The organism is Curtobacterium luteum (assembly GCF_014646995.1).
Taxonomy (GTDB): domain Bacteria; phylum Actinomycetota; class Actinomycetes; order Actinomycetales; family Microbacteriaceae; genus Curtobacterium; species Curtobacterium luteum.
Window position 1 is genome coordinate 61,360 of sequence record NZ_BMOI01000003.1, and the last position, 19,962, is coordinate 81,321.

General features: G+C 69.7%; 14 protein-coding genes. 3 read left to right on the forward strand and 11 right to left on the reverse strand.

The features are described from left to right. Nucleotides 1-29: 29 nt before the first annotated feature. From IEY20_RS17345 to IEY20_RS05020, 5 genes are all read right to left on the reverse strand, one after another. Nucleotides 30-488, reverse strand: coding sequence for a type II secretion system protein (locus IEY20_RS17345; RefSeq protein WP_022902673.1), 459 nt, complete (start codon nt 486-488; stop codon nt 30-32). A gap of 194 nt (nt 489-682) precedes the next feature. Next, nucleotides 683-1,906, reverse strand: coding sequence for a type II secretion system F family protein (locus IEY20_RS05005; protein ID WP_175328292.1), 1,224 nt, complete (start codon nt 1,904-1,906; stop codon nt 683-685). After that, on the reverse strand, nt 1,906-3,543 hold the full coding sequence (locus IEY20_RS05010) for a type IV pilus twitching motility protein PilT (RefSeq protein WP_175328293.1): 1,638 nt from the start codon (nt 3,541-3,543) through the stop codon (nt 1,906-1,908). Before IEY20_RS05010 ends, IEY20_RS05005 begins: the two co-directional genes overlap by 1 nt. Before the next feature lie 16 nt (nt 3,544-3,559). Beyond that, on the reverse strand, nt 3,560-5,230 hold the full coding sequence (locus IEY20_RS05015; RefSeq protein WP_188888944.1) for a GspE/PulE family protein: 1,671 nt from the start codon (nt 5,228-5,230) through the stop codon (nt 3,560-3,562). Between the two features lie 181 nt (nt 5,231-5,411). Then, nucleotides 5,412-6,434 (reverse strand): GNAT family N-acetyltransferase, encoded by a 1,023-nt coding sequence (locus tag IEY20_RS05020; RefSeq protein WP_175328295.1) that lies wholly within the window; start codon nt 6,432-6,434, stop codon nt 5,412-5,414. A gap of 66 nt (nt 6,435-6,500) precedes the next feature. Here IEY20_RS05020 and IEY20_RS05025 point away from each other — a divergent pair, with 66 nt between their 5' ends. Beyond that, nucleotides 6,501-6,866 carry a VOC family protein gene (locus IEY20_RS05025; protein ID WP_022904460.1) on the forward strand — a complete coding sequence of 122 codons (366 nt, stop codon included), beginning with the start codon at nt 6,501-6,503 and terminating at the stop codon, nt 6,864-6,866. A 150-nt stretch (nt 6,867-7,016) separates the two neighbouring features. Here the strand turns inward: IEY20_RS05025 and rpoC are convergent, their stop codons facing one another. From rpoC to IEY20_RS05055, 6 genes are all read right to left on the reverse strand, one after another. Then, nucleotides 7,017-10,898 (reverse strand): DNA-directed RNA polymerase subunit beta', encoded by a 3,882-nt coding sequence (gene rpoC, locus IEY20_RS05030; protein ID WP_175328296.1) that lies wholly within the window; start codon nt 10,896-10,898, stop codon nt 7,017-7,019. Between the two features lie 42 nt (nt 10,899-10,940). Next, nucleotides 10,941-14,429 (reverse strand): DNA-directed RNA polymerase subunit beta, encoded by a 3,489-nt coding sequence (gene rpoB, locus IEY20_RS05035; protein WP_175328297.1) that lies wholly within the window; start codon nt 14,427-14,429, stop codon nt 10,941-10,943. Nucleotides 14,430-14,791: 362 nt separating this feature from the next. Continuing rightward, nucleotides 14,792-15,319 (reverse strand): hypothetical protein, encoded by a 528-nt coding sequence (locus IEY20_RS05040; protein ID WP_022904463.1) that lies wholly within the window; start codon nt 15,317-15,319, stop codon nt 14,792-14,794. Between the two features lie 307 nt (nt 15,320-15,626). Continuing rightward, the gene (locus IEY20_RS05045) at nt 15,627-16,280 is read right to left on the reverse strand and encodes a response regulator (RefSeq protein ID WP_175328298.1); all 654 of its coding nucleotides are present in this window, start codon (nt 16,278-16,280) and stop codon (nt 15,627-15,629) included. Continuing rightward, the gene (locus IEY20_RS05050) at nt 16,277-17,455 is read right to left on the reverse strand and encodes a sensor histidine kinase (protein WP_175328299.1); all 1,179 of its coding nucleotides are present in this window, start codon (nt 17,453-17,455) and stop codon (nt 16,277-16,279) included. The genes IEY20_RS05045 and IEY20_RS05050 overlap by 4 nt, the downstream gene beginning before the upstream one ends. Further along, on the reverse strand, nt 17,452-17,958 hold the full coding sequence (locus IEY20_RS05055) for a hypothetical protein (protein ID WP_175328300.1): 507 nt from the start codon (nt 17,956-17,958) through the stop codon (nt 17,452-17,454). The genes IEY20_RS05050 and IEY20_RS05055 overlap by 4 nt, the downstream gene beginning before the upstream one ends. A gap of 157 nt (nt 17,959-18,115) precedes the next feature. Here IEY20_RS05055 and IEY20_RS05060 point away from each other — a divergent pair, with 157 nt between their 5' ends. Together IEY20_RS05060 and IEY20_RS05065 are read left to right on the forward strand one after the other, a co-directional pair. Then, nucleotides 18,116-18,958: a spermidine synthase gene (locus IEY20_RS05060; protein WP_175328301.1), complete on the forward strand. Its 843-nt coding sequence runs from the start codon at nt 18,116-18,118 to the stop codon at nt 18,956-18,958. Between the two features lie 261 nt (nt 18,959-19,219). Continuing rightward, nucleotides 19,220-19,960 (forward strand): DUF308 domain-containing protein, encoded by a 741-nt coding sequence (locus IEY20_RS05065; RefSeq protein ID WP_175328302.1) that lies wholly within the window; start codon nt 19,220-19,222, stop codon nt 19,958-19,960. Nucleotides 19,961-19,962 lie beyond the last annotated feature (2 nt).

A 19,962-nucleotide genomic window follows, 5' to 3' on the forward strand; every position in this document is an offset into this window, starting at 1 on the left:
TGGGTCGCGGCCCGTTGGTCGGGATCAGGTCAGCAGCTGGCGCCGTCGACCACACCGGACGTGTCGGACGTGCAGAAGTCCTTGCCGGTCGAGCTGCGGCCGACCACCTTGAACGTCGGAGCCGTCGCGGTACCGCCCGTCGTGTAGGTGATGGTGGTGGTGTCCGCGCCCTGGCTCGCGCCGGCGCTCTTCAGCGCCGCCGTCAGCGGCGTCCCACCGGTCCCGTTCGAGTAGGTTCCAGCGGTCGGGAAGGACCCGTTGGTCGACTGGATGCTGATGACGGCGGTCTTGAAGTTCGTGATGTCCGACTTCGCGGAACTGTCCTTCGCGCTGTTCGTGATGCCCAGGTACACCGGGATGGCGATCGCAGCGAGGATACCGATGATGATCACGACGACCAGGAGCTCGATGAGCGTGAAGCCCTTCTCGTTCTCCTCGAGGAGACCCTTGCGGCGAGCGTTCAGCTTGCCCATGAGAGCGAAGTACATGGTGATTCCGTTCGTTGGGAATGTGAATGGGAATGTGGTTCGGGGCTTGCTCTGCCGCCGCTGACGAGCGTATTCACCGCTGTTTCTGCGCATAATCCCGAGAACGGGGGTGATCCGCGTACCGAAATGCCCCCAGTACCGGGGGTGGCGACGGCGATGCCCACCCCCCGAGCGAGGGTGGGCATCGTCGGGCGCTACTTGACGAGCGACGAGATCTGGAAGATCGGCATGTAGAGCGCGATGATCATGCCGCCGACCACGACACCGAGGAAACCGATCAGCAGTGGCTCGATGAGCGAGGTCAATGCTTCCGTGGATGCCTGGACCTCATTGTCGTAGAACACGGCGATGCGTTCGAGCATCACTTCCATGGAACCCGCGTCCTCACCCACTGCGATCATTTGCGCGACCATTGCCGGGAACACCGTTTCCCGTTCGAGCCCGGAAGCGATCGATTCACCTTTCCGGACCCCCTCGGAAATGCGCTGCAATGACCGTTGCACAACAAAGTTGTTCGACACCTGCCCGGCGATCTGCAATGCCTCGAGGATCGGGACGCCGGCGCCGATCATGTTCGACAGGTTCCGGGCGAACCGAGCCATCACGATCTTGCGGTTGAGCTGCCCGAACACCGGGAGTCGCAGCTTCAACGGATCGACAGCGGCGCGGACCCGGTCGGTGTTCTTGTTCGCGCGCCACCAGACCCACCCCACGATGACGGCGACCGCGAGTGCCGGACCGACGTAGACCATCGCGTGCGAGAGCCCCACCAGGATCTGCGTCGGCAACGGCAGCTGCCCCCCGAGCGACGCGAACATGTCCTGGAAGATCGGCACGATGAACACGAGCATGATCACGACGGCTGCCAGCGACATGACGAGCACCACCACCGGGTACGTCATCGCCGACTTGATCGTCGACCGGAGCTTGTGCTCCTTCTCGAAGTTCGTCGCCACCGAGTCCATCGCCTGGTCGAGGAACCCGCCCGTCTCCCCCGCCCGGATCATGTTGATCATGATCGGCGGGAAGTCCACCGGGTACTTCGCGACCGCGTCGGAGAACGAGACACCGCGTTCGACGTCGTCCCGGACCTTGCCGAGGATGTCCTTGAGCTTCTTGTTCTCGGTCTGGTCGGCGAGGATCGTCAGCGCCCGGAGCAGGGAGAGCCCGGAGGTCAGCATGGTCGAGGCCTGACGGGACATGATCGCGAGGTCCTTGAGCCCCACGCCCTTCTCGAACCCGGGGATCTTGATCTCGGTCTGCAGGCCGGTCCCGGGCTTGGCCTCGGTGATGGCAATCGGCGAGACGCCCATGCCGCGCAGGCGCTGGACGACGGCGCCCTCGGATGCGGCGTCGAGCCGTCCCTTGACGAGCTTGCCGCTGCCGTCTCGGCCGCGGTAGTCGAAGGCGAGCGACATCAGTGGCCTCCCGAGTACTTGTCGCCGAAGTCGATCTCCGACGCGGCGATCGCGGCGGCGGAGGAGTCGGACGGGGACTCGACGCGTTGGACGAGCCGGTCGAAGCCGTCGTGGTCGTGGACCTTCTCCATCGCCGCACGGCGGGTGATCGTGCCGACGTTGACGAGTTCGGCGAGGTCCTGGTCCATGGTGTGCATGCCGGCGTCACGGCCGGCCTGCATGGCGGAGGTGATCTGGTAGGTCTTGCCCTCGCGGATGAGGTTCCCGATCGCCGGCGTGGTCTTCATGATCTCGGTCGCGACGACACGACCGGCGCCGTTCGCCTTCGGCACGAGGGTCTGGCAGACGACGCCCTCGAGGGTGGAGGCGAGCTGCGTCCGGATCTGCCCCTGCTGGTGCGGCGGGAAGACGTCGATGACGCGGTCGATGGTGCCCGGTGCGCTCTGCGTGTGCAGGGTGGCGAAGACGAGGTGTCCGGTCTCGGCGGCGGTGAGGGCGACGGAGATCGTCTCGAGGTCGCGGAGCTCGCCGATGAGGATGACGTCGGGGTCCTGCCGGAGCACGTGCTTCAGCGCGGCGGCGAAGGAGTGCGTGTCGGCGCCGACCTCGCGCTGGTTGATGATCGCCTTCTTGTGGTCGTGCATGAACTCGATCGGGTCCTCGACCGTCACGATGTGGTCGGCCCGGGTCTCGTTGACGAGGTCGATGAGGGCGGCGAGGGTGGTCGACTTGCCGGAGCCGGTGGGGCCGGTCACGAGGACGAGTCCGCGCGGCAGTGCCGCGAACTCACCGACGTACTCGGGGATGCCGAGCTGCTTGAGGGTCTTGATCTTGGTCGGGATGATGCGGAACGCGGCGCCCCAGTTGCCGCGCTGCTGGTAGAAGTTCACGCGGAAGCGGAACTCGGGCGAGAGCGAGTACGCGAAGTCGAGTTCCTGCTCGTGGTCGAACTGGCCGGCCTGTTCGGGCGAGAGCATGGTCTTGAGTGCTGCGATGACCTTGGCACGCGACCACGGGCCTCCCGGCACGGCGGGTCGGAGCGACCCGTCGACGCGCACCGTGGGCGGTGCATCGGCGGTGACGTGCAGGTCGGACGCGCCCTGGTAGACGACCTGCGCGAGCGCGGTGACGAGGTCGGGGTCGGCGACCTCGCGCGCGTGTCGGGTGAAGTTGATCTCCTCGCGACCGCCGACGGCGGCGCCGGCCGGGAGGCCCGTGGGGACCCCGCCGGACACGATCGGCAGCTGCTGGGTCGGCTGCTCTGCGTACCCGTAGGACGCGGTCGACGGCGGGACGGCTGCGGGCGGCGTCGCGGGCGCGGCGTGCGGCTGCGCCACCGGGACGGCGACGGGGTCACCGGTCGGCGCGGGCCAGGTCGGTGCCGCTGCGGGCGCGGGCGCGACCGAGGCGGGCGCTGCCCAAGCGGCTTCGTCGGACAGGTCGTAGACCGGCGACGCTGCTGGCGGCTGCGTGACCGGACCACCGACGACCGGTGACGTCGGCTGGGACGCAGCGGCGGCGGCCGCGGCGAGGCGGGCGGCGCGACGGCCTCCCCCGACCTCGTTGCCGGGGTCGCCGGGGTGCCAGCCGTCCACCGCGTCGTCGGCGGGGGTGATGTCGTACACGGAATCGGTCATCGGTGTGCTCCCGGGGCTACGCGACCACGCGCAGGATCTCGTCGACGCTCGTCAGGCCGAGCTTGACCTTCTCCCACCCGTCCTGGCGGAGGGTGAGCATGCCCTGCTCCTGCGCGACCCGGCTGATCTCGGCGCTCGAGGCCCGGGCGACGGCGAGGCGTTCGATGTCCTCGGTCACGGTCATGACCTCGTGCAGGGCGATGCGGCCGCGGTAGCCGGTGTTCGAGCAGACGGCGCACCCGATCGGCGCGGAGAACTCCGGGACCGGAGCGTCCGCCGAGGGCAGGAACCCGAGGGCGTGCAGCTGCTCGGCCTCGTAGAACGCGGGCGCCTTGCAGCGGTCGCAGAGCCGACGGGCGAGTCGCTGGGCGACCACGGAGTCGAGCGCGGACCCGACGAGGAACGGCTCGATGTCCATCTCGGTGAGGCGGGTCACGGCCGACGGCGCATCGTTGGTGTGCAGCGTCGAGAGCACGAGGTGACCGGTCAGCGAGGCCTCGATCGCGATCTGCGCCGTCTCGTGGTCGCGGATCTCGCCGAGCAGCACCACGTCGGGGTCGGAACGGAGGATCGAGCGGAGCGCCGAGGCGAACGTGAGGCCCGCCTTGGGGTTGACCTGCACCTGGTTGATCCCGGCCATCCGGTACTCGACCGGGTCCTCGACGGTGATGACGTTGATCTCGGGGCGTGCCACGGCGTTGAGGGTCGTGTAGAGGGTCGTCGACTTGCCCGAACCGGTCGGCCCCGTGACGAGGATCATGCCGTACGGCTTCGAGTAGGACCGCTGGTACGCCTGGAAGTTCCGCTCGAGGAGGTTGAGGTCCTTCAGGGACATCGACGTGTTCGTGTTGTCGAGGATCCGCATGACGACCTTCTCGCCCCACACGGTCGGCAGCGTGGCGACGCGGAGGTCGATCTGCCGACCGCCGTGCCGCACCGACATCCGGCCGTCCTGCGGCTTGCGTCGCTCGGCGATGTCGATGTCGCTCATGATCTTCAGGCGGCTGATGACGCCGTTCTGGATGTTCTTCGGCGCCGGGGCCATCTCGTGCAGCACGCCGTCGATGCGGTACCGGACCCGGACCTCGTGCTCGCCGGGCTCGATGTGGATGTCGGAGGCGTGGTCCTGGATCGCCTGGGAGACCAGGAGGTTGACGAAGCGCACGATCGGGACGTCGTCGAGCGACCCGTCGGTCAGGTCGGCCTGCTGCTGCGCCTGGGCGGAGGCTTCCTCCTCGAGGGAGGAGGTCAGGTCGTTCAGCTCGTCGTCGGCGCGCAGGTAGCGGCCGAGCGCGGCTGCGAGGTCGCGCTCCTCGACCTGCAGGGGCTTGACGCTCCGTCCGGAGGCGGTGCGTGCGTCGTCGATCGCGAGGACGTTCGTCGGGTTGACCATCGCCAGCACGAGGATCTCCCCTTCGAAGCCGACGCCGAGCACCCCGTGGCGCCGGCACAGAGCGGCGGGGAGCATGGACACCGCGGTGCCGTCGACCGGGTAGTCGGTCAGCGGCACGGTGCGGGAGTTGTTCGAGGCGGCCCGGGCGGTGATGTACTGCGCCTCGCTCACGATGCCCTGGTCGACGAGCGCCCGGATGGACCGGTCGTCGACGACTTCGTCGCCCGTCATCGAGTCGAGGTGCTCGATCGGGAGGGCACCGTTGAGGATGAGGATCTCGGACAGGGTCGCCATCGGCTCCGAGCCTCCTTCTGGTCGCGCGCGGGTCAGGGTCGGCGCCGTGCGGGGAACGACGCTCGACCACGCTACGGTCGGCCGGATCGGAGGCCGAAGTCCCAGAAGGAGGGGGCGGAGGGGGATCGGGTGCCCCCAATGTGAGGGTGTCGGCCGAGCACGCGCCCCGTGCTGTCCCGCGTCAGAGGGACGCCGCGACGGTGACGTGCACCTCGCCCGGGACGAAGCCGAGCCGCTCGTAGATCCGCCCCGCCCCGCTCGGGTTCTCCGCGTCCACGTGGAGCACCGCGGCGGACAGCCCTTCGGCGCGGACGGCGTCGCAGGCGGCGTCCAGCACGATCGGTGCCAGACCCTTCCCGCGGGCAGCGCGCACGACGCCGACCCAGTGCACGTACCCGTACGAGCGGCCACGGGCGTCGAAGGTCGCCGGATCGACCTCGACGATCGCGAACGCGACCACGGCCCCGGCTCCGTCGACGACGATCCGTGACAGGTCGAGCCGGCTCTTGGACGACGTGAGGAAGCCACGCCAGTCGGACGCGACCATCGGCTGGGAACCCCAGTGGTCGCGGAACGCGTCGTTCTTGGCGGTCCGCAGGGGCTCGATGTCGGCGTCGGTGGCCGGCCGGAGGTGCAGGCCCACGGGGAGTTCCGGCACGTCCGTGCCGCTCCGCCCGTCGAACACGCGCTCCATGTCGACCCAGGTGCGCACCGGCTCGAAGCCGAAGCGTGCGGCGAGCCGGAGGACCGCCGCACCCTCGGGTCCGCCGGCGTCGATGCTCGCGGGCAGGTCGACGTCGAGCCCCGCAAGACGCTGACGCGCGCGGCCGACCTGCCATGCGAACAACCGCCGGCCGATCCCCTGCCCGCGGAGATCCGGGTGGACCGCGCCCTCGAGCACCGCCCTGGCCGCGGTGACCCGGGACGGGACGTCGACGACGATCGCGTACGCCTGCACATGCCCGTCAGCATCGACGCCGACGAGGGTGTCGCGGGCGACGTCGAGCCCGTCCGTGGACAACGTGCGCTCGACGTCGGCTGTGGAGGGACGGCTGCGTGGGTCGTCGACCGCGGCCGCTGCGACCGCCACCGCGTGCACGCCGTCGACGTCGTCAGGGGTCGCCGCCCGGAAGGTCAGACCGCCGGTCGGCACCCGGGACTCGAGGTGGGCCGGGGCCGTGATCCGTTCGCGCAGTGTCGCCATGTCCCCAGCCTGCCAGCACGCCAGGAAACCCTCGACGCGGCCACCCCCGTCGGGACATGATGAGTCATGGACATCACGAGCGTGACCGTGGGGCTGCCCGTCACCGACATCGAGGCGTCCTGCCTCTGGTACGGCGCGGTCTTCGAGCGCACCGAGCCGGACCTCGAACCCGAGGACGGCGTCGCCGAGTACGAGGTCGGCGGCATCTGGATCCAGCTCTACGAGGACGAGCACGCCGAGGAGAACCCGGTCACGGTCCGCTTCGGCGTCGACGATGTGACCGCCCAGCACAGCCGCATCGGGGCCCTCGGCATCGACATCGGGCCGGTGGAGTGCATCGACGGCGCCACGAACTGGTTCGACGTGCGCGACCCCGACGGCAACGTCCTCAGCCTGTACTCGCTCGTCGACGAGAAGGGCCGCACCGCCTGACGCGGTGGCACCGCACCGCCTGCCGGCCTGGAGGCCCGTGGCGGGCCCGCACCGCGCCTCCAGGCCGACGCGTGGTCGCGGACGCGACCCGCAACGGCGAAGGGCCCCGCATCCTGACGGATGCGGGGCCCTTCGTGGGTCACTTCAGACTCAGTTGTACGTCCCGGGCGTGAAGTCGTCCGACGAGAAGCTGTCGAAGTCGACGAAGCTCAGGTCGGCGTCCGAGAACGACGAGTCGTCCGCGAAGATGCGGTTGGGGTACCGCTCGGCCTTCGCTTCCTCGGTCGCGTTCACGTCCACGTCGCGGTACCGGCTGAGGCCCGTCCCGGCGGGGATGAGCTTACCGATGATGACGTTCTCCTTGAGGCCGACGAGGTGGTCCTGCTTGCCCTCCATGGCGGCCTGCGTGAGCACGCGGGTCGTCTCCTGGAAGGACGCGGCGGACAGCCACGACTCGGTCGCGAGGGACGCCTTGGTGATGCCCATGACCTCCTGGCGAGCGGAAGCGGTCTTGCGACCCTCCTGCAGCGCCGCACGGTTGAGCTCGTTGTACCGCGAGCGGTCGACGAGCTCGCCCGGGAGCAGGTCGGTGTCGCCGTGGTCGACGACGGTGACCTTGCGGAGCATCTGGCGCACGATGACCTCGATGTGCTTGTCGTGGATCGGCACGCCCTGCGAGCCGTACACGTCCTGCACACCGTTGACGAGGTGCTTCTGGACCTCGCGCACACCCTTGACCCGGAGGACCTCCTTCGGGTCGACCGTGCCGGCGATGAACTGCTCGCCGAGCTCGACGTGCTGGCCGTCCTCGATGAGGAGCGTCGCACGCTTGAGCACCGGGTAGATGAACGGCTCGTCGCCGTTGTCCGGCGTGAGGATGATGCGACGACCCTTGTCGGTGTCCTCGATCGTGACGCGGCCGGGGGCCTCGGCGATCGGGGACGCACCCTTGGGGGTCCGCGCCTCGAAGAGCTCCGTGACACGCGGCAGACCCTGGGTGATGTCGTCGGCCGAGGCCGAACCACCCGTGTGGAAGGTACGCATCGTCAGCTGGGTACCGGGCTCACCGATGGACTGGGCGGCGATGATGCCGACCGCCTCGCCGATGTCGACGAGGTTGCCCGTGGCGAGCGAACGGCCGTAGCACTTCGCGCAGACACCGATGGCCGACTCGCAGGTCAGCACCGAGCGCACCTTGATGCTCTCGACACCGGCCGCGAGCAGCTTCTCGAGGAGCACGTCACCGACGTCCTCGCCGGCCTCGGCGACGACCGTGCCCTGCGCGTCCACGGCCGGGGTGGCCAGGGTGCGCGAGTACACGGTGTTCTCGACGCGCGGGTCGCGGACGAGGGAGCCGTCGGCAGCCTTCGTCGCGATCGGCAGCTCGAGGCCGCGGGTCGTGCCGCAGTCGTCCTCGCGGATGATGACGTCCTGCGAGACGTCGACGAGACGACGGGTCAGGTAGCCCGAGTCGGCGGTACGGAGAGCCGTGTCCGCCAGACCCTTGCGGGCACCGTGCGTGGCGATGAAGTACTCCGCCACGGTCAGGCCCTCGCGGTACGAGTTGATGATCGGGCGGGCGATGATCCCACCCTTCGGGTTGTTCACCAGACCACGCATACCGGCGATGTTGCGCACCTGCAGCCAGTTACCACGAGCACCCGACGAGACCATGCGGTTGATGGTGTTGTCGACCGGGAAGTTGTCGCGCATCTCCTGCGCGATCTCGTTCGTGGCCTCGGTCCAGATCTTGATCAGGTCGGCGCGGCGCTCCGCGTCGGTGATCAGACCCTTGTCGAACTCGCCCTGGACCTTGGCGGCCTGGACCTCGTAGCCCGCGATGATCTCCTTCTTGCGAGGAGGCGTCACGACGTCGGAGAGCGCGACGGTCACACCGGAGCGGGTGCCCCAGTAGAAGCCGGCGTCCTTGATCCGGTCGAGCGCGGCGGCCGTCTCGGTCTTGGAGTAGCGCTCCGCGAGGTCGTTGACGATCGCGGACAGCACGCCCTTGTCGGTGACCTTCTGGACGAACGGATAGTTCGCCGGGAGGGTCTCGTTGAAGAGCGCACGGCCCAGGGTCGTCTCGAGCAGCACCGGCTCGCCCTGCACGTAGCCCTCCGGCGCCTCGCCCTCGGCGAAGTACACGTCGGACATGCGGATCTTGACGAGCGCGTTGAGGTGCAGCGTGCCCTGGTCCTTCGCGAGGATCGCCTCGGCGACCGAGGAGAACGCGCGGCCCTCGCCCACGGCGCCCTCGCGGACGGTCGTGAGGTGGTGCAGACCGATGATCATGTCCTGCGCGGGCAGGGTCACCGGACGGCCGTCGGACGGCTTCAGGATGTTGTTCGAGGCGAGCATGAGGATGCGGGCCTCGGCCTGCGCCTCCACCGACAGCGGCAGGTGCACGGCCATCTGGTCACCGTCGAAGTCCGCGTTGAACGCAGCACACACGAGCGGGTGGAGCTGGATGGCCTTGCCCTCGACGAGCTGCGGCTCGAACGCCTGGATGCCCAGACGGTGCAGCGTCGGCGCACGGTTCAGCAGCACGGGGCGCTCGCGGATGATCTCCTCGAGCACGTCCCACACCTGCGGACGCGAACGCTCGACCATGCGCTTGGCCGACTTGATGTTCTGCGCGTGCGACAGGTCGATGAGGCGCTTGATGACGAACGGCTTGAACAGCTCGAGCGCCATCTGCTTCGGCAGACCGCACTGGTGGAGCTTGAGCTGCGGGCCGACGATGATGACCGAACGGCCCGAGTAGTCGACGCGCTTGCCGAGCAGGTTCTGGCGGAAACGACCCTGCTTTCCCTTGAGCATGTCGCTCAGGGACTTCAGGGCGCGGTTGCCGGTACCCGTGACCGGACGACCACGACGACCGTTGTCGAACAGCGCGTCGACGGCCTCCTGCAGCATGCGCTTCTCGTTGTTCACGATGATCTCGGGGGCACCGAGGTCGAGCAGGCGGCGGAGACGGTTGTTGCGGTTGATCACACGACGGTAGAGGTCGTTGAGGTCACTCGTGGCGAAGCGGCCACCGTCGAGCTGCACCATCGGGCGGAGCTCCGGCGGGATGACCGGCACGACGCCGAGCACCATCGCGGCCGGCGAGTTGCCGGTGGCGAGGAAGGAGGAGACCACGCGCAGACGCTTGATCGCGCGGATCTTCTTCTGGCCCTTGCCCTCAGCGATCTGCAGGCGCAGCGACTCGGCCTCGGCGGCCAGGTCGAACGCCTCGAGACGGAGCTTGATCGCCTCGGCGCCCATGTAGGCGTCGAAGTAGATGCCGAAGCGGTCCTGCAGCTCGTGGAAGACGGCGTCCTCGGGCTTGAGGTCGCCCACCTTGAGGTTGCGGAAGTCCTCCCACACGCGCTCGAGGCGGGTGATGTCCTCGTCGAACGACTTGCGGACCTGGGACATCTCCTTCTCGGCGGTGTCCTTCGTGCGGCGCTTGACGTCGGCCTTGGCGCCCTCCTCCTCGAGCGCTGCGAGGTCGTCCTCGAGCTTCTTGAGGCGGTCGGCGATGATCGAGTCGCGCTGGCCCTCGAGGGTCTTGATCTCGAGACGCATCTCGTTCTCGAGACCCGGGAGGTCGGCGTGACGGCCCTCTTCATCGATGTCGATGATCATGTACGCCGCGAAGTAGATGACCTTCTCGAGGTCCTTCGGCGCCATGTCGAGGAGGTACCCGAGGCGCGACGGGACGCCCTTGAAGTACCAGATGTGCGTGACGGGCGCGGCGAGCTCGATGTGGCCCATGCGCTCACGGCGGACCGAGGACTTGGTGACCTCGACGCCGCAGCGCTCGCAGACGATGCCCTTGAACCGGACGCGCTTGTACTTGCCGCAGGCGCACTCCCAGTCGCGGGACGGACCGAAGATCTGCTCGCCGAACAGACCGTCCTTCTCGGGCTTGAGGGTGCGGTAGTTGATGGTCTCCGGCTTCTTGACCTCGCCGTACGACCACTGGCGGATGTCCTCGGCCGTGGCGAGACCGATCCGCAGTGCGTCAAATGAAGTTGCTTCGAGCAATGTTCTTCTCTCTAGCTGGATTCGTTACGAGTACGGGCGGGATCAGATGTCGTCGACGGACGACGACTCGAACCGCGAGGAGATGTTGATGCCGAGCTCTTCGGCGGCACGGAAGACCTCGTCGTCCGTGTCGCGGAGGCTGACCGCCTGGCCGTCGGCCGAGAGGACCTCGACGTTCAGGCAGAGCGACTGCATCTCCTTCATGAGGACCTTGAACGACTCCGGGATGCCGGGCTCCTGGATGTTCTCGCCCTTGACGATCGCCTCGTAGACCTTCACGCGGCCGAGGATGTCGTCGGACTTGATCGTCAGGAGCTCCTGGAGCGCGTAGGCGGCGCCGTACGCCTCGAGCGCCCACACCTCCATCTCACCGAAGCGCTGTCCACCGAACTGCGCCTTCCCACCCAGCGGCTGCTGCGTGATCATCGAGTACGGACCCGTCGAGCGCGCGTGGATCTTGTCGTCGACCAGGTGGTGCAGCTTGAGGATGTACATGTAGCCGACCGACACGGGCTCCGGGAACGGCTCGCCGGAGCGGCCGTCGAAGAGCTGCGCCTTGCCGGACGAACCGATCAGACGCTCGCCGTCGCGGTTCGGGAGGGTGTTGTCGAGGAGGCCCTCGATCTCACGCTCGTACGCGCCGTCGAACACCGGGGTGGCGACCTTCGTGCCGGGCTCCGCGTGGCGGGCGGCCTCGGGGAGGGCCTCGGCCCACTCCTGGATGCCCTCGACGTTCCAGCCCTGCTTCGCGAGCCACCCGAGGTGGATCTCGAGGACCTGGCCGAAGTTCATGCGGCCGGGGACGCCGAGCGGGTTGAGCACGATGTCGACCGGGGTGCCGTCCGCGAGGAACGGCATGTCCTCGACCGGCAGGATCGTCGAGATGACGCCCTTGTTGCCGTGACGACCGGCGAGCTTGTCGCCCGCGGTGATCTTGCGCTTCTGGGCGATGTAGACGACCACGCGCTGGTTGACGCCCGAGCCGAGCTCGTCGTCGCCGTCCTGCGCGTCGAACACCTTGACGCCGATGATCGTGCCCTCTTCACCGTGGGGCACCTTCAGCGAGGTGTCGCGCACCTCGCGCGACTTCTCGTTGAAGATCGCGCGGAGCAGGCGCTCCTCGGCGGAGAGCTCGGTCTCGCCCTTCGGGGTGACCTTGCCGACCAGGATGTCGCCGGGGCGGACCTCGGCGCCGATGCGGATGATGCCGCGCTCGTCGAGGTCGGCCAGGAGGTCCGGGCTGACGTTCGGGAGGTCGCGGGTGATCTCTTCCTTGCCGAGCTTCGTGTCGCGGGCGTCGACCTCGTACTCCTCGATGTGGATCGAGGAGAGCGTGTCGTCCTTCACGAGGTTCTGCGACAGGATCATCGCGTCCTCGTAGTTGTAGCCCTCCCACGGCATGAACGCGACGAGGAGGTTCTTGCCGAGCGCGAGCTCGCCGTTCTCCGTCGCGGGACCGTCGGCGATGACCTCGCCCTGCTCCACGCGCTCGCCTGCGGAGACGATGACGCGGTGGTTGTAGCTCGTGCCCTGGTTCGAGCGGTCGAACTTGCGCAGGTAGTAGGTCTGCGTGCCGCCCTCGTCGAGCTGCAGGGTCACGGCGTCGGCCGAGACCTCGGAGACCACACCGGCCTTGTCGGCGGTGACGACGTCACCGGCGTCGATGGCGGTGTAGCCCTCCATGCCGGTGCCGACGAGCGGCGACTCGGAACGGAGGAGCGGCACGGCCTGACGCTGCATGTTCGCACCCATGAGGGCGCGGTTCGCGTCGTCGTGCTCGAGGAACGGGATGAGCGACGTCGCGACCGACACCATCTGGCGCGGGGAGACGTCCATGTAGTCGACCTCGTCCTTGCCGACGAGCTCGACCTCGCCGCCCTTCTTCCGGACGAGCACCTTGTCGTCCTGGAAGTGGAAGGAGTCGGTCAGCGGCGCGTTGGCCTGGGCGACGACGAAGTCGTCCTCTTCCGATGCGGTCAGGTAGTCGATCTGCGTCGTGACCTGGCCGTCGACGACGCGACGGTACGGGGTCTCGATGAAGCCGAAGGAGTTGATCCGACCGAACGACGCGAGCGAACCGATCAGGCCGATGTTCGGGCCTTCCGGGGTCTCGATCGGGCACATGCGGCCGTAGTGCGACGGGTGGACGTCACGGACCTCGACGCCGGCACGCTCACGGGACAGACCGCCCGGGCCGAGGGCCGAGAGACGACGCTTGTGCGTCAGGCCCGCGAGCGGGTTGTTCTGGTCCATGAACTGCGACAGCTGCGACGTCCCGAAGAACTCCTTGATCGCGGCGACGACGGGGCGCACGTTGATCAGGGTCTGCGGGGTGATCGCCTCGATGTTCTGCGTGGTCATGCGCTCGCGGACGACGCGCTCCATGCGGGACAGACCGGTGCGGACCTGGTTCTGGATGAGCTCGCCGACGGCGCGGATGCGACGGTTGCCGAAGTGGTCGATGTCGTCCACGTCGAGGCGGAGCTGGACGGGCTCGCCGTCGCGGACGCCGTCGATGGTGGTGCGCTCGGCGTGCAGCGACACGAGGTACTTGATCGTCGCGACGATGTCCTGCACGGTCAGCACCGAGTCGCTCAGCGGCGCGTCCATGCCGAGCTTGCGGTTGAGCTTGTAGCGGCCCACCTTCGCCAGGTCGTAGCGCTTCGGGTTGAAGTAGAAGTTGTCGAGGAGCGCACGCGCCGCCTCGGCCGCCACCTGCTCGCCCGGACGGAGCTTGCGGTAGATGTCCTTGAGCGCCTCTTCCTTGGTGAGGATGGCGTCCTTCTCGAGGGTCGACTCGATCGAGGCGAAGCCCTTGAACTCGTCGAGGATCTCCTCGCTGGTCAGACCGAGGGCCTTGAGGAAGACCGTGACGGACTGCTTGCGCTTGCGGTCGATGCGCACGCCCACCTGGTCGCGCTTGTCGATCTCGAACTCGAGCCAGGCACCGCGCGACGGGATGACGCGGGCGGAGTAGATGTCCTTGTCGGAGGTCTTCTCCTGCGCGCGCTCGAAGTACACGCCCGGCGAGCGGACGAGCTGCGAGACGACGACGCGCTCGGTGCCGTTGATGATGAACGTGCCGCGCTCGGTCATGAGCGGGAAGTCGCCCATGAACACGGTCTGCGTCTTGATCTCACCGGTCATGTGGTTCATGAACTCGGCGTTGACGTAGAGCGGCGCGGCGTAGGTCTTGCCACGCTCCTTGCACTCGTCGATCGAGTACTTCGGGTCCTCGAGCTCGGGCGACGTGAAGCCGAGCTGCATGGTCTCGCCGAGGTCCTCGATCGGGGAGATCTCCTCGAAGATCTCCTCGAGCCCGGAGTGCAGCGCGAGGTCGGTGCGACCCTGCTCCTGCCCCTCCGCGAGGCGGGCCTTCCACACGTCGTTGCCGACGAGCCAGTCGAAGCTCTCCGTCTGGAGGGCGAGCAGATCCGGAACCGTGAGGGTGTCCGTGATCTTGGCGAACGAGAGTCGCGAGTGGTTGCGACCGTTCTTGGGGTTGGTGGATGCGTTGGGCGCAGCAGCCAAGGGTGTGACCTCCGGTAGGCCCCGTCGGGCCGGTACTGACGAGCAGCACGTAGGTGGGTGGATTGACGCTTCAGCGCGACCTGGTGACCAACACACGGAGAACGGTGCGCATCCGACGGATGCGACCTGTGCGATGATCGGAGTGAGCGGGGCCCGCCGCCATATACGGACCCGGCGTCACCAGGCGGGTTCGGTGTGAACCAACGGTCGACCGCAATATGACGACACGACGAGCCAGGGAGCGCGAACTGTCATCATAGGTCGGCTTGTCCCCCGGTGTCCAGTCCTGGCTTGACCTTCTTTGACACTGGCGTGTATAAGGTGCCGGACCAGCCCGGCATTCCCGCTCCGCTCGGTGCGGTTCAGGCGGCCAGCGCGCGGTACGCCGCTTCAGGACGGGCCGTCCGGACGAACGTGACACGGCCGCGGTCGTCGGTGATCTCGACGCCGGTGCCCGGGGTGAGGAGCAGGGCGCGGACGCCCCGCGCACGCCGCAGTCCGATCCCGCCGTACGTCGACGCGTCCGCCTCGACCAGGCGCACGTCCGCGATCCGCCGGCGGGCGATCCGGCGGGGCGGGAGCGGTCGGAAGCGCACCGTCACGTGCTCGTCGGTCACCGTGAGGCCCGTGCGCGCGACGAGGAGCAGGAACCCGGCGACCACGCCGACCAGCCCGGGGACGAGCAGCGAAGCCTCCGGTGCGTCGCCGGGCCAGCCGAGGACGGCGGCGGAGAGCGCGAGCCCGCCGAGCAGCAGGACCGCGCCGACCGCGCGCATCCACGCGGGTGCGAGCCCGTGGTCGTCGAGACCCCGCCGGGAGGCCCGGTGCGGCACCGCGGGACGGGTCGCGGTGGCGAGTCGGAACGTCGGGACGCTCAGGGTGTCGGTCATGTCGGTCTCCTGCTGGCACGTGGGCGCGCGCTGCGCATGCGGTCGGGTGGCCCGGGCGAGCGGGGCACGCCGGACGGCGGCGCATCGGTGCACCGGCGACGGCGGGCGCAGCACCGGGGGCGCGGGCGGGCGCGTCGCGGTCACGGCGGAGGGTGGACGCGGGCGGTGTGGGGCCGCCTGCATCGACACGGTCCGGGTGACGACTGCGTGAACGGTACGTGACGTCCCTTGGCGCCGCCTGGGCGGTCCACGAGCGCGCGGTCAACGTCGCTGACGCGGGAGCCGCGTGCGGGCGGGGTGGCGCGGGTCAGCGGAGGACGAGCGCCACGGCCTCCGCACGGCTGCGGACCCCGAGCTTCGCGAACACCTGGTTCACGTAGGACTTCACGGTCGGCACGGTCAGGAAGAGCTCCGCCGCGATCTCCGGGTTCGTGCGTCCCGCGGCGATCCGCTCGAGGACGTCCGCTTCGCGCGGGGTGAGCTGCGGGAACCGGGCCCGCACGTCCGCGGTCGTCGCCGACGCGGGATCGGCAGCGGGTGCCCCGGCGAGCCGGGCGACGAGCCGCGCCCCGACCGAGGCGTCGAAGGTCGCCTGCCCGGACGCGACCGCCCGGATCGCCGTCGCGATCTCCGTCCGCCCGGCGTCCTTCGTGAGGTACCCGCGCGCACCGGCTCGCAGCGCCGTCACGATCGAGTCGTCGTCCGCGAAGGTGGTCAGCACGAGGACGCCGACCTCCGGGTGGCCGGCGACGATCCTGGCGGTCGCGGTGGGCCCGTCGACGCCCGGCATCCGCAGGTCCATCAGGACGACGTCCGGCCGCTCACGCTCCACCGCCGCCACGGCTTCGGCTCCGTCGGCGGCCTCTCCGACGACCTCGAGGTCCGGCACCAGCGACAGCACCGTCACCAGGCCGTCGCGGACGATCGCCTGGTCGTCGACGACGAGGACGCGGATCGTCACGGCCGTCCCTCCGGCGGGACCGCTGCCGGGAGGCACATCACCACGACGAACGCGCCGTCGCGGACCCCGGCCTCCACGGTCGAGCCGTCGCCGAGCTCGGCGGCGCGCTCGCGCATCCCGGTGATGCCGTGGCCGTCCGAGCCGAGCGGGTTCGCGATCGTGACGGACACGGCGGAGCCGTCCCGGACGACCTCGAGGGCCACGGGGCGGCCGGGGGCGTGCCTGCGGGCGTTGCTCAGTGCCTCCCGGGCGATCTGGACCACCGCGGCGCGGTGCGCCGCGTCGAGCTCGTCGAGCACCTCGGTGCCGTGCGCCGTGACGGAGCCGCCGAAGGACCGGTGGTCGTCGAGCAGGGCCGACAGCCGGGAGGCGCGGGTCGTGTCCGTCGCGTCGGCGTCGGTCGTCGGGACCGTGTCGTCGCGCAGCGCGCGCACGGCCCGGCGGGCCTCGGCCAGGCCGTCGGCGGCGAGGGTCCGGGCCTCCCCCGCGCGTCGTGCGGCCTCGTCGACGCGCCCTGCCTCGAGGAGGGCCTCGACCGCGTCGAGCTGGAGCACGAGCCCACCGAGCGAGTGCGCGAGGACGTCGTGGACGTCCCGTGCCGCGCGCGACCGGTCCGCCAGGAGCGCCGCACGCTGCTGCTCCTGCAGCACCTCGCGCGACCGCTGCTCGGTGACCCGGAGCTGCCGCCGACCGAAGCCGACGAGGACACCGAGGAGGAGACCGGCGCTCGCACCGAGGACGAACTGCACGGAGGCACCGAGGACCGCCGCGGACCCGGCGACGATCGCCAAGCCCACGAGTGCCGCGACCCCACCGACCCAGACCGGCAGCGCCGTGCTGGCCCCGAGGAGCACCACGCCGGCGACGACCGGGACGACCATGAGCGCGTCGGTGGGCACGACCACGAGCGACCCGGCGACGATCATCACGCCGGCGGCGGCGCGGACCACGACCACGGACCGGGTGACCTCGCGGACGACCCAGGCGGCGAGTGCGACGCCGCCGACGGCCCAGACCCACGCCGGGTGGTGCAGGCCGAGGCCGTTCCGGACGAACCAGAAGCCGACCACGACGACCCCGAGGGCGTTCAGCGCCCAGGCCACGCCCGAACGGGACCGTCCGCCCTCGTCACCTCGGGGGAGGTCGGTCCGCTCGGGGTCGGCGGTCGTGGTCACCGGACCATCATGCTGGCTCGGCGCGCGCCGCGGGGGATGCGCTGGTCGACGACGACGGCGCGGGCTGCCCGGTTCAGCGCGAGGACGAGCAGGATCGTCCCGGTGGCGGTGAGCAGGTGGGCGCCGAGGTGCCCGCCGACGACGTCGAGCCCGATCCGGACGACGATGAGGACGATCCAGAGCGCAGCCCCGGCCCATCCGGTCCGGGACTGGAGCGTGCGGCCCTTGCCGTCCGGCGTCGACACGGTCCGGAAGCGTGTGATGCTGCCCGTGGTCAGACCGACCGCGATCGTGACGAGGGCCTCGATCGCGAGGAACACCACGTCGGTCGTGGTGACCGTGACGCCGCTGTTCGCGAGCACGACGACCCCGACCACACCCATGACGAGCGGCGTCCGCCAGATGCGGGCCGGGTCGAGGTACTGCCAGGTGGCCTGCCGGTACGCCAGGAAGACGACCAGCGCGAGGCCGAGGAGGACGTTGACGACGAGGTGGGCGGACATGGTGCGGGCCTTCCGGTCGAGGTGCCGACGGGGTGTGCCGCCGGAGCCGGCGGGGATTCCCGTCGGGGTGCTCCCAGCCTCGTTCGCGGGGGTCGGCGGGCACACCGACCAGGGGTGGGGGTGCGGGTGGTGATCCCGGGTGGTGTTCGATTGGGGCATGGCTGATGCGTTCGACGGGTTCCGGATCGGTGCGGGCTACGCGGTCGTGGAGCCGGACCGGCACCGGCCGGGGTCGTACACGCTGGTGGTCGACGGGACCCCGCAGTCGCACGTCGACCTCGAGGACCCGACGCACCTCGCGTTCGAGTACATCCGGCGGATCGGGCACGCGATCGACCTGCTGCCGCCGGGGCCGATCACGGCGCTGCACCTCGGGGCGGGGGCACTCACGCTGCCGCGGTACGTCGCGGTGACCCGGCCGGGGTCGCGCCAGCAGGTGGTCGAGCTCGAACGGGACCTCGTCGACCAGGTGCGGGCCGTCCTGCCGTTCCCCCGCGGCGCGTCGATCCGGGTGCGGTACGGCGACGCCCGCGAGGTCCTCGGCAAGCTGCCGAACGGTCTGCGCGGCACGGTCGACCTCGTGGTGGTCGACGTGTTCGGCGGCTCGCAGATCCCGGCGCACGTGACGAGCGTCGAGTTCTACCGGTCGGTGGCCGAGTTCCTCTCCCCGACCGGGATCGTCGCGGTGAACGTGGCTGACGGCGCAGGGCTCGCGTTCGCTCGGGGTCAGGCGTCGACGCTGCAGTCGGTGCTGCCCTCGGTGGCGGCGGTCGCGGACACCGGGATGCTCAAGGGCCGGCGGTTCGGGAACATCGTGCTGCTCGGCTCGCCCACCGACCTGCCCGTGGCGGACATGCCGCGGCGGTACTCCTCCGACCCGATGCCGGCGAAGGTCGTGCACGGGGCCGAGCTGCGGGCGTTCGTCGCCGGTGCGCCGATCGTCACCGACCAGACGGCGGTGGCGTCGCCGGAGCCGAACCGGAGCGTGTTCGGCGGGTGACGGCGGGGTCCGGCGTCGCTGCGGAACGACCACGCCGTCGTCGTGCGACAGCGGCGGGGTCGTTGCTTGCACGTGCAAGGAACGACCCCGCTGGAGAACGACGCCGTCGTCGTCGTGCGACGACGACTCCGTCGCTGCTTGCATCTGCAACGAGCCGCCGGACGCCGGCCCCGGTGGCGTCGTCGCGCGCTCGGAGGGCCGGGCGGGCAGGATGGGCTGAACGACCGTGCAGGGCACGACCGAGCGAAGGGACCGCACGCCATGACGAACGACGACCGGAGCAACGAGGACCGGCCGACCGACGGCCAGCCGCGCTACGGCGAGCGCGCCGAGCCGGCGTCCACCCCGCAGTACGGCGAGCAGTACGGCGACCGCGACGGCGCGCCCCGGTACGGCGAGCAGACCCCGCAGGACGGCGACTCGGCCCCGCAGTACGGGCAGCAGCAGTACGGGCAGCAGCAGTACGGCCAGCCGCAGTACGGGCAGGGTGAGCACGACCGTCGTGACGACCGCGCCGGAGCGCCGGTGTGGAACGACGGCCGGCACCAGCAGCAGTACGGCGCCGGCCCGGACCACGGCGCCCCGGCTTGGCAGTCGCCGGAGCCAGCGCGGAAGAAGAAGACCGTCGGTGTCGTGGCGTTCATCGTCGCGCTCCTCGCCCTGGCGCTCGCCGTGATCGCCGGAGCCGTGCTGGGCAACGCGTTCGGCAGCGACTCCGGTCTCCGCGACACGCTGCTCAACGGCTCCGGCGCGACGCAGTCCGGGCAGCAGGAGCTCGAGCGGCAGATGATGGACAACCCCGCGTTGCTGGCGAGCGGTGGCGGTGCGGGCGTCGCCGCCCTCATCGGAACGCTCCTCGGGATCTGGGCGATCATCCAGGGCATCATCGCGATCGTCACGAAGCGTGGCCGCGCGTTCGGCGTCGTCGCGCTGATCATCGCCGTGGTGTCGCCGATCGTGCTCTACATCGTGCTGGGCGTGGCGTTCTCGACGCAGCTCTGACA